Source organism: Variovorax sp. P4_D9 (genome assembly GCF_056401695.1).
This window is the reverse complement of sequence record NZ_JBFUIU010000396.1, coordinates 1-8256: the sequence shown is the minus strand read 5'-3', so window position 1 is coordinate 8256 and position 8256 is coordinate 1. Positions and strand designations below refer to the sequence as shown.

Genomic DNA, 8256 nt, shown 5'->3' with positions numbered 1-8256 from the left:
TTCAGGGCGATGCGGGAGGAAGGGGCGAACCCCTTGGAGCAAAGCTCCCGTGGCGGGATGAGCCACTTAGTCCACCGTTGCATCACCAAGGCCTGATCGGCCCTTGCACGGGAAGTTCCGCGCCATTTGGCCGTCGGTGTGTCCCACGGTCGCGAAATCGATCGAGGTTTCGATGAAATCGGCAGCATGAATGGCCCTTGCGGAGGTTCCGAACAGCAAGGCGAAGGTCACCAAGGTCCAACTACGCGAAACTGTCGCCGCGTGAGCGAAGAGCATCCACCACCACGAGCAGAGAAATCCAAACCCAGAAGCGCTGCAGGCCAAGGTCGACACATTCAATTCGAGGTGCCCGTTGACGGCGCCGTCGACTGTGCCTCCCGGTCAAGGCGGAGGCGACCGCCGGAGCCGCCCAATGAGACTGGATGCCGGTTCCTCGGCCCCCTCGCGGCACCAGGCGAAACGCCCGACAATCATCGGCATGGATCAGCTTTCACAGGAGCACGCACCCGCCAGCGGCGACTGGCGCGCGGACGCTCAAGCAGCGGTAGCCCACTTGGCGCGCGAAGAGGTGCCGGCGGGCTTCGCGGCGGCGCTGCGGATCTTGGCGGACGCGCTGACCGCCCCGGGCGATCTGCCAGAGGCGGCCTGGCCCACGCTCACGGAAAAGGCACAGGTGCACGGCACCGTCTTCGAGCCGGGCACTTCGACCAATGCTGTCGTGGAGGAGGCCGTCCGGTACTACCAGTTCGAGCAGCAGCCGCCGTGTGTTGCGAGCCGGGCCAGCGTTTTGGACCGTTTCAGTGCCCAGGTGGGGCACTGACCAATGCAAATCCTGATGAGGGCGGCTCCGGCTCATGAGTGGACCAGGATGGCGAGTCGACCCGCCTGCCGGGAGCAGCCTCCCGCCTAGAGCGACGCCATTGCGCGCAACACGACTGGCGCGCCACCGCTCTTCGCGGGCAGCGCTACGGCTGGCACGTAACGCATGAAGTCGTAGCGCGGCAATGCCGGAGTCGCCACCGTCCCAGAGAGCGCGAAGACCGGCACGAGGAAGTGCTGAACCTCGCGCGGCGGCAGCGCGTAGAAGCCGATCCGGCAGTCGTGGAAGCGCACGGACGCCTCGCCGGGGTGAAGCTGCGCGAAGGTCTCGTCGCGCCTGAGAATGTCGATGACATGGTCCGGCGAAATGGTCATCACCTCTTCCGCCACGTCGACCTCCCGCCAGAAGCGCAGGATCTCGACCGGATTGCCGCCGTCTCCGATCGCGACCTGGATCTTGGCGCCTGGCCCGAAGAACGGCAGGCCGGCAACCTCGAAGCGAAGATTGACCTGACGTGCGATCGGCCACGTCGTATCCTCTCGCTCGCCTGCACGCTGGAAGGAAAACTCGACGTCGGTGACCGAATGAAGCGATGCCGCTGAGTGCGCAAGGTCGACCTCGCGAAGCCTGGTCAAGGCGCGGTCGACGGCCTGCCGCTCGTCGGGCAATTTCGGCTGTGATTCGGCTTCACGCCGATGGCTCAGGTGGGCACTCCAGCGAACGGATCCCGTGGCAACGAAAAATTCCATTGTGGAACGCTCGTCCCTGACGATGAACCTCGCGCCGGCGTCCTCCACTTTGCCCTTGACTCCGAAGCGGTCCGCGACCTTCCCGGCAAAGGCGGGGGAAGTGTCGCTCGGCCGACGGGCGCGAAGGACGGCAACGCGCTGCGCACTAGGAATTTCGGGAAACTCAAAAAGGTCGTTGCTCATGATGGTTCCCCTAGCAGGCGCCCCGCAGGTAGAAGTGGATAGTCGGCACATCGGGATCGGCGGAGACGAATCCCTTGCCGTGCCAGTGGTCCTCGTAGGTGTTGGTACCCCCGGCGTCTGCGCGCAGATAGGCCCACCACGTGTCGGATCCCTCAGTCTCCTGCGCTGCCGCGATCCAGGCATCTCGCACTCGCCAACCGTTGTTGAGATGATCAGCGAAGTAGCGGCCGCGATTGGATTCGTCGTGACAAGTGGTGTCGAAGCCGAGGATGTAGTGCAGGCCCCGAAACGATGGGCCCCATCGGCCGAAGACGCCGGCGCGCTCGACCACTTGGCAGGCGTGGAAGGCGATCCACTCGAGGTCGATGTCACCGAGACGCACTTCGCCGGGTGTTGCTTGCCCGCTGTCGCTCGTCGTGCCGAAAATCGGACCCTGCGCGTTGGCGTGACCCGCATAGAAGGCGATGTCGACGTTGTCGGCCCACAAGTTATCCGATCCACTTGATGGGGAGCCTGCGCCTTTTTGTTCGAAGTCGGTGTCCCACGCGAGGTTGTCGCCCCACGCGTATTGACGAACCGCCTGGAGCGTGTTGTAGAAGCCTTCCGCGGCCGCTTTCGTGTTGGACACATCCGCGGCGCGTCCGTTGTACTTCATGATCCAATCGATGCCCATGCCCATGGCTAACCTCCGTTCGCAGTAAGTTCGCTTTCGATGAAGGGGACCAGGGTTCGGTGGTCCGCTCCCTAGTCGAACGAGGTTACGGCCGCTGTTCAGATGGCGCATCACCAACATGATTGATGTGAGCGAAGGCTCGCGCAACGACGACTTCCTCCCCCACCGTGCTCGTCCTCGGCTGCATGGGAGTGGAGTTCAAGGTCACTGCTCAGCGCAGTGCCGAACTTCTGCTATTGGCAGGCAATCGGCATTCCCGTGAGTGGCAGGATGACGTCTAAATAGGCGCCTGCGATGCAGGGAGATCCGACGAATGCGGCGATACCCTGGGCCGCGAACAACCTAGCGGAATTCTCACGGTGCCGTGTATCGTGGAGGGAGCCAGATGTCCACAATGAACTCCTCTCACAAACGTAATCATTTCGTCTTCGTAGCGAGATTTGCTTTCGCTGCGAGCGTGTTGTTGGCGGCAACCGCGTCCGCCGCCTGGAACCTCGGCGCGATGTCCGAGCACGTTGTCACCGCCGAGCTTGCCAAGCATGCGCGTGGCAGCTCCAGCGACAACGCTGCCGCTCCGGTAGCACTGCCCGGCGGCCGGAACTTCAGCGCCTGCACGAACCTGTTCCCTCACCAGGCACCGCTGAACGTTGCCTCGGTCAATGTGGAGTGGAAGCCGGTCGCTCTCTGCTCGAGCCACTTCGCCGTCCTGTATTCGAGCCTCAGCAAGACGCCCCTGGTCGTGGTCGAGCGCCTGAATCGCGCGCAGATCGAAGCCGCGAAGGACGAGCATAGGACCGAGCAGTTCTATCCAGACCCGCGCGTGCCCGCCGGCTCCCGGGCTGAGCTGTCCGATTTCTCCGGTAGCGGCCTAGATCGAGGGCACCTCAGCCCAGCCGGAGACCAACCAGATCCGCAGTCGATGGCGCAGTCGTTTGCCCTGTCGAACATGGTTCCCCAGGATCCCACCAACAACCGAAAGATCTGGTCGAAGGTGGAGAAGGATGTGCGCAAGTTCGCTCGTCGCGCGCAAGGGGACGTCTATGTGTTCTCGGGCCCGATGTTCAATGGCCCCCGCCGCGCGATAGGCGCCAACCGCGTGTGGGTGCCGTCGCACCTCTTCAAGCTGGTCTACGACGAGGCCTCGGGCCGCTCGTGGGCATACATCCTGCCGAACACGTCGGATGCTCGCATCGAGGCGCCGATGGACTACCAGGCATTCGTGAAGGCGACCGGCTGGAACCTCCTGAGCGCAGGCGCCCAATGAGCGAAGCCCACACCTGCCACTGGCCCGGCTGCCAGCGACATGTTCCGCCCAAGATGTGGGGCTGCGCGCCACACTGGTTCACTCTGCCAAAGGACATCCGGGATCGGATCTGATCCACTTATGTGGCTGGTCAAGAGATCACCAAGACGCCCAGCGAGGCGTACCTGGCCGTGGGGCGCGAGGCGCACGAATTCGCTCGCAACCATGTTCCCAAGAGGCGGGTGACACCGCCGGCGCCGCAGGACGCGCTGTTCTGAGTCGCGACGGAACCATGAACCACGACATCGAACCAGGAGGCTGGTGCCTCTACCTGCTCGAATGCAAAGGCGGCGTCATGTACGCCGGCATCACGAACCGCCTTGCGGAGCGCTTCGCCGCGCACCAGGCGGGGAAGGGCGCAAAGTTCACGCGGGCTAATCCGCCGATGCGGATCCTCGGCGCGAAGCAATACGCCGATCGCTCGGAGGCTTCCAAGGCCGAGTACGCGATCAAGAAGCTGCCACGGGGGCGCAAACTGGCGTTCCTGACCGCCTCCAATAGGGCAGAAGGCTGCCAGCGAGAAATTCCAAGCCCCTGCAGCTCGCCTCGAGCAGCTGCTGCGCAGCGCGCAAAGGGCGCCAGGCGTCTAAGGCAACCATCGGGCCGGGACATGGCCGATGGACGCTAGTTGAAGAACACCACGAGAAAACAATTTCATGTCGAACGCACACGGGGCATTTGGGAAGAAATTCGCGAGCAAGTGTTCTGAGTCCAAGGTCGGCCGGTCGAGGTTCGCCCGGGCCAGCGCCGCGGCGAAGAGATCGCCATGCAGCGCGCCGAGATCGCGCAGCAGGCGGTGGCCGGCAAGCTCGTTCAGGCCTTTCGCGAGTCCAGGAGCGTGCTCGCCATGAAGAATGGAACCCGCGATGAGCTCGAGGGGGCAACCTCGTTCCTGCTCACCACGAAGCCGGCGGCCGGCGAGAAGGCGACTTCGTTGGCACTGGGCCGCACCGGAAGCGGTATCTACTTTGGGCAGCGCTTCAGCTAAGGCCCAGGCGGTGCCGTGCGGACGGTGACCGACGCGCAGGAAGTGTCGCCGGAGGTCGCCCTGGGGGGCTGCGCGCGCAGATCGCCGCGAACGGTGCAGAAGCCGATGCTGCGCAGGCGTTCATTTCAGGCGGCGACCTCTGGCAAGCCCGCCGCTGTGAGCCGCCGACCAGAATTTGCGTCAAGCCCCGCCCTTCAGGGCGGGGAAGGAAAGCAGGTATTTCGCGCGCCGACCTTGATTGCCCATACTGTTCGTAGATGTCCGTCGATTCGTCCCTCTGTGCTTTCCGATTCCGGCTTCGCCCGCGTCCCGCGCAGGAGAAGCAACTGGCCCGCTACGCGGGCATGATGCGCTGGGTCTGGAATCAGGCGCTGGCCGAGCAGCGTGCTCGCCGCGAGCGCGGCGAGAAGTACGCAGGGTACGCAAGCATGTGCGGTTGGCTCACGGACTGGCGCAACGCGTCAGAGACGTCGTGGTTGCGGGAAGGCCCGGTGCATCCACAGCAGCAGGTCCTGAAACGACTGGATGCCGCGTTCCAGACTTTCTTCGCGAGCGTTGCTGCGATGAGCGCCTCGGCGCGTGGCAGCGCGCAGAGCCCTGGCAAGAAGGTGCGCCAGAAGGCGGGCCTCAACCGCGGCATCCTCGATGCCGCCTGGGGCGAGTTCAGGCGCCAGCTCGAGTACAAGCTGGCCGCGCACGGCGGCCAAGTGCTGGCCGTGAACCCGGCCTACACCAGCCGCACGTGCCGCGCCTGCGGACATGGGGCGGCAGAAAGCAGAAAGTCAGGCGCTCTTCGCCTGCGTGGCCTGCGGCCACACAGAGCATGCGGACGTGAACGCCGCAAAGAACATTCTGGCCGTGGGACACGTGGTCTGGGCTTCAACAACGACGCCCGCTGCCTGTGGAGGGGTGGTCAGACGCGCAGCGTCCGCAAGGACGAAGCGCGCAGCCCCTGCGAAGCAGGAACCCACCCAAGAGGCAGGCCGTGCGTAAAGCGCAGTCCGCCTCAGCAGGAATCCTCGTCGTTCAGGGCGGGGAGGATGTCAAAACGCGGGTCGAAGAAGAACTTGACGCCGAACTCGGGTGAGATGTTCTGCAGCTCGGCTTCTCTTCGAACCACAGCGTTCGCGCTGTAGCGTGAGCGTCGCTTGCGTGGGGTCGGCGTCGTCATTGAAGATGATCTTCGTAGAGCGACGACGCGAGCTGGTGAGCGAGCTTGCGGGTGCCGGTTGCGCCCTCGCGCTGCTTCGCCACGATGAGTTCGGTGATGCCGGGCTCCGGGGTCTCGGGGTTGTAGACCTCGTCGCGGTACAGGAACATGATCACGTCCGCGTCCTGCTCGATCTGACCCGATTCCTTCAGGTCCGACATCATGGGGCGCTTGTTCGCGCGCTGCTCCACCGTCCGGCTGAGCTGCGCGAGGGCGATCACAGGGCACTTCAGTTCACGAGCCAGTTGCTTCAGGCCCTTCGAGGCCTCGCCCACGACCACGCGCGCATCGGTGCCGGGCTTGGCCGCCGCTCCGGCTGAGATCAGCTGCAGGTAGTCCACGCCGATGATCAGCTTGCGCCCGGGATTCTGGGCCTGGAAGAGACGGGAGCGCGTGCGGATCTCCGCCAGCGAAAGGCCTGGCGACTCGTCAATGAAGATTGCCTGGTTGCCGAGCCTCTGGGCGGCGTCGTAGATGCTCTCCAGCCTGTCCCCCAGCTGCTCGGCGCTCGTGAAGACAGCGCCTGGAATGCGTCCAGCGCGCGAGATCATCCGCTTTGCCATCGACGTGCCTCGCATCTCCATGGAGAAGAGCAGGGCGGCGCGGCCGGTGCCTGCGGCGGACAGCATGAAGTTCACCTCCATCGCGGTCTTGCCCATCGATGGGCGTGCTGCCAGAACGATCAAGTCTTCGTCCACGAAGCCGCCACCCAGCAGTGCATCGACGCTCGGGAAGCCGGTCGTCACTCCGGACTCGATCTCGTGGCCATCGAGGCGGCGCTCGATCTGCTCGAGCAGGACGGAGATGTAGCCCGCCACGTGCTCTGGACCGGAGCGCGAGGACTTGGAAGACGTGCGGGCGTTTCCGGCGGAGTCTTCCAACATGGTCGTGAGCGCCTCGACAGTGGTCTGACCTTGCGACGCCTTCTCCACGATCAGCTTCGCCGAAGCGAGAAGCATGCGGATGACGCTCAGTTCCTTGATCCGTGTCGCCGCGGCCTGGATCGCTTCCACGCTTGCCGTGAGGTAGGTTGGATTCGTCGCGAGGTTGATCAGGTAGTCCTCGCCACCCGTGAACAGGTTGTGCGTGCGCGACGCGTCCACGAGGGCTGCAAGGTCGCGCGCGTGCCCAGCTTGTCCCAGGGTCTGCCAGAGGCGGAACAAGTTGACGTGAATCTCCTCGCCGAAGTCCTGAGCGTTCAGCACCGGCGCGATCTGGCCGGATAGATCGTCGCGGCCGTCTTGCATCACCGAGCACAGCACGGTGCGTTCGCTTATCTGCGAGATGAGTGGGTCGTTCGCAGCGGTCGGAGCCGCTGCTGCGGCGTCATTGGCCGCGGCCCCGTTTGAGGGCTGCTGATGCTGCGCACGTGGGAAGCCAAAAGGTGAGTTTGTTGCCGGCATTGAAAGTTTTCTTCCTCAACTTTTTGAAAACCGAAACCTAAAGATTCTGTTTTCGAAAAACTGACCTTACGGATCGCGTTTCGTGTTGATATTCTGGAGAGAACTTGCAGCAGCCGTCAATGTAAAAGCAAAAAAATGTTTCTGATTGACGCGGAACAGACTAATATCGCGGACGAAAAAACGATGATAAACACGCTCACACACTCAGCACTAGACATACGGTGGATGACCGAGGCTACCTGGTTCCACTCGGACGATGCGTCCGTGGTCCGCGCCGGCGTGCTTCTGCTCGAAGCGGCGTTCCGAGCGACCCAGCCGGCGACGCTTCCGGCTGATCCGCTGATCCTCTTGCGTTTGAGCGGCTTGGGCGCGAATGTTTGGGACGAGAAGGGGCGCGCATTGCTCCAAGGGTTCGACGAGGTCGAAGGCGGCGCGTGGCGCCATCGCGCGATGGCAGAGATGTTCTATGCCGTAAACGAGCGCTTTGCCGGGCAGATCAAGGAACTGGTTGCCTCGTCGGTTCTGGCGAGCCTGGCTGTGGAAGAGTTCCCCCTTGTCGGCGAGGTCATGCCGGCAGGTCGAAGCAAGGGGAAGCGAGCACTCGCCAAGGACTTCCAGTTCAATGACGCGCTCCTCAAGAAGGCGGAGGATTCGGGCTATATCACCGTCGAACACAAGGCTTGGTTGCTGGAGAAGTTCAAGGACTTCGCCACCGCAAGCACGCGCCTCTATTCGAACTGGGACGCGACGGCGAGAAATTTCTTCTCGAGCTCGATCACTCAGCGTGACTTTTTGACCCGCTTCGGATACTGGCCGCGGGACAGTCGGGCGCGCCTCACGCCTGCACTCGGCGCGCCGGCATCGGTGCTCTCTGGTCCGCAGTCGTTCGAATCGGCAGCGTTGAATGGGAGCAAGTCTTCCGTGGAC

Annotated in this window: 9 protein-coding genes; 6 read left to right on the top strand and 3 right to left on the bottom strand. The window is 63.6% G+C overall.

Annotated features, from left to right (window positions below; genetic code table 11):
* The first annotated feature begins 412 nt into the window (after positions 1 to 412).
* Positions 413 to 820 carry a hypothetical protein gene (locus AC1DY5_RS32455; RefSeq protein ID WP_478118171.1) on the top strand — a complete coding sequence of 136 codons (408 nt, stop codon included), beginning with the start codon at positions 413 to 415 and terminating at the stop codon, positions 818 to 820.
* 86 nt (positions 821 to 906) lie between these two features.
* Here the strand turns inward: AC1DY5_RS32455 and AC1DY5_RS32450 are convergent, their stop codons facing one another.
* Positions 907 to 1752: a hypothetical protein gene (locus tag AC1DY5_RS32450; RefSeq protein WP_478118170.1), complete on the bottom strand. Its 846-nt coding sequence runs from the start codon at positions 1750 to 1752 to the stop codon at positions 907 to 909.
* 10 nt (positions 1753 to 1762) lie between these two features.
* Positions 1763 to 2431 (bottom strand): DUF6345 domain-containing protein, encoded by a 669-nt coding sequence (locus AC1DY5_RS32445; protein WP_478118168.1) that lies wholly within the window; start codon positions 2429 to 2431, stop codon positions 1763 to 1765.
* Positions 2432 to 2927: 496 nt separating this feature from the next.
* Between AC1DY5_RS32445 and AC1DY5_RS32440 the strand changes: the two genes are divergently transcribed.
* The 4 genes from AC1DY5_RS32440 to AC1DY5_RS32425 all read left to right on the top strand — a co-directional run bounded on the left by AC1DY5_RS32440 (position 2928) and on the right by AC1DY5_RS32425 (position 5852).
* Entirely contained in the window at positions 2928 to 3689 is a 762-nt protein-coding gene (locus AC1DY5_RS32440; protein ID WP_478118166.1) for a DNA/RNA non-specific endonuclease, read from the top strand.
* A 271-nt stretch (positions 3690 to 3960) separates the two neighbouring features.
* A complete protein-coding gene (locus tag AC1DY5_RS32435; RefSeq protein ID WP_478118164.1) occupies positions 3961 to 4356 on the top strand; it encodes a GIY-YIG nuclease family protein in 396 nt (131 codons plus the stop codon).
* A 138-nt stretch (positions 4357 to 4494) separates the two neighbouring features.
* Positions 4495 to 4716 carry a hypothetical protein gene (locus AC1DY5_RS32430; protein ID WP_478118162.1) on the top strand — a complete coding sequence of 74 codons (222 nt, stop codon included), beginning with the start codon at positions 4495 to 4497 and terminating at the stop codon, positions 4714 to 4716.
* 257 nt (positions 4717 to 4973) lie between these two features.
* On the top strand, positions 4974 to 5852 hold the full coding sequence (locus AC1DY5_RS32425) for a zinc ribbon domain-containing protein (protein WP_478118161.1): 879 nt from the start codon (positions 4974 to 4976) through the stop codon (positions 5850 to 5852).
* 31 nt (positions 5853 to 5883) lie between these two features.
* On the opposite strand, the gene AC1DY5_RS32420 is transcribed toward AC1DY5_RS32425, so the two are convergent.
* Positions 5884 to 7329, bottom strand: a complete 1446-nt coding sequence (locus tag AC1DY5_RS32420) for a replicative DNA helicase (protein ID WP_478118159.1) — start codon at positions 7327 to 7329, stop codon at positions 5884 to 5886.
* Between the two features lie 135 nt (positions 7330 to 7464).
* Here AC1DY5_RS32420 and AC1DY5_RS32415 point away from each other — a divergent pair.
* The coding region (locus tag AC1DY5_RS32415; RefSeq protein WP_478118157.1) for a hypothetical protein at positions 7465 to 8256 on the top strand (792 nt) is incomplete at its 3' end.

What these genes read in the sequence shown, in the direction of transcription:
- AC1DY5_RS32440 (WP_478118166.1), top strand. Translation starts at nt 2,928, where the DNA reads ATGTCCGAGCACGTTGTCACCGCCGAGCTTGCCAAGCATGCGCGTGGC.
- AC1DY5_RS32420 (WP_478118159.1), bottom strand. Translation starts at nt 7,329, where the DNA reads ATGCCGGCAACAAACTCACCTTTTGGCTTCCCACGTGCGCAGCATCAG.
- AC1DY5_RS32455 (WP_478118171.1), top strand. Translation starts at nt 413, where the DNA reads ATGAGACTGGATGCCGGTTCCTCGGCCCCCTCGCGGCACCAGGCGAAA.
- AC1DY5_RS32435 (WP_478118164.1), top strand. Translation starts at nt 3,961, where the DNA reads ATGAACCACGACATCGAACCAGGAGGCTGGTGCCTCTACCTGCTCGAA.
- AC1DY5_RS32425 (WP_478118161.1), top strand. Translation starts at nt 4,974, where the DNA reads ATGTCCGTCGATTCGTCCCTCTGTGCTTTCCGATTCCGGCTTCGCCCG.
- AC1DY5_RS32445 (WP_478118168.1), bottom strand. Translation starts at nt 2,431, where the DNA reads ATGGGCATGGGCATCGATTGGATCATGAAGTACAACGGACGCGCCGCG.
- AC1DY5_RS32430 (WP_478118162.1), top strand. Translation starts at nt 4,495, where the DNA reads ATGCAGCGCGCCGAGATCGCGCAGCAGGCGGTGGCCGGCAAGCTCGTT.
- AC1DY5_RS32450 (WP_478118170.1), bottom strand. Translation starts at nt 1,752, where the DNA reads ATGAGCAACGACCTTTTTGAGTTTCCCGAAATTCCTAGTGCGCAGCGC.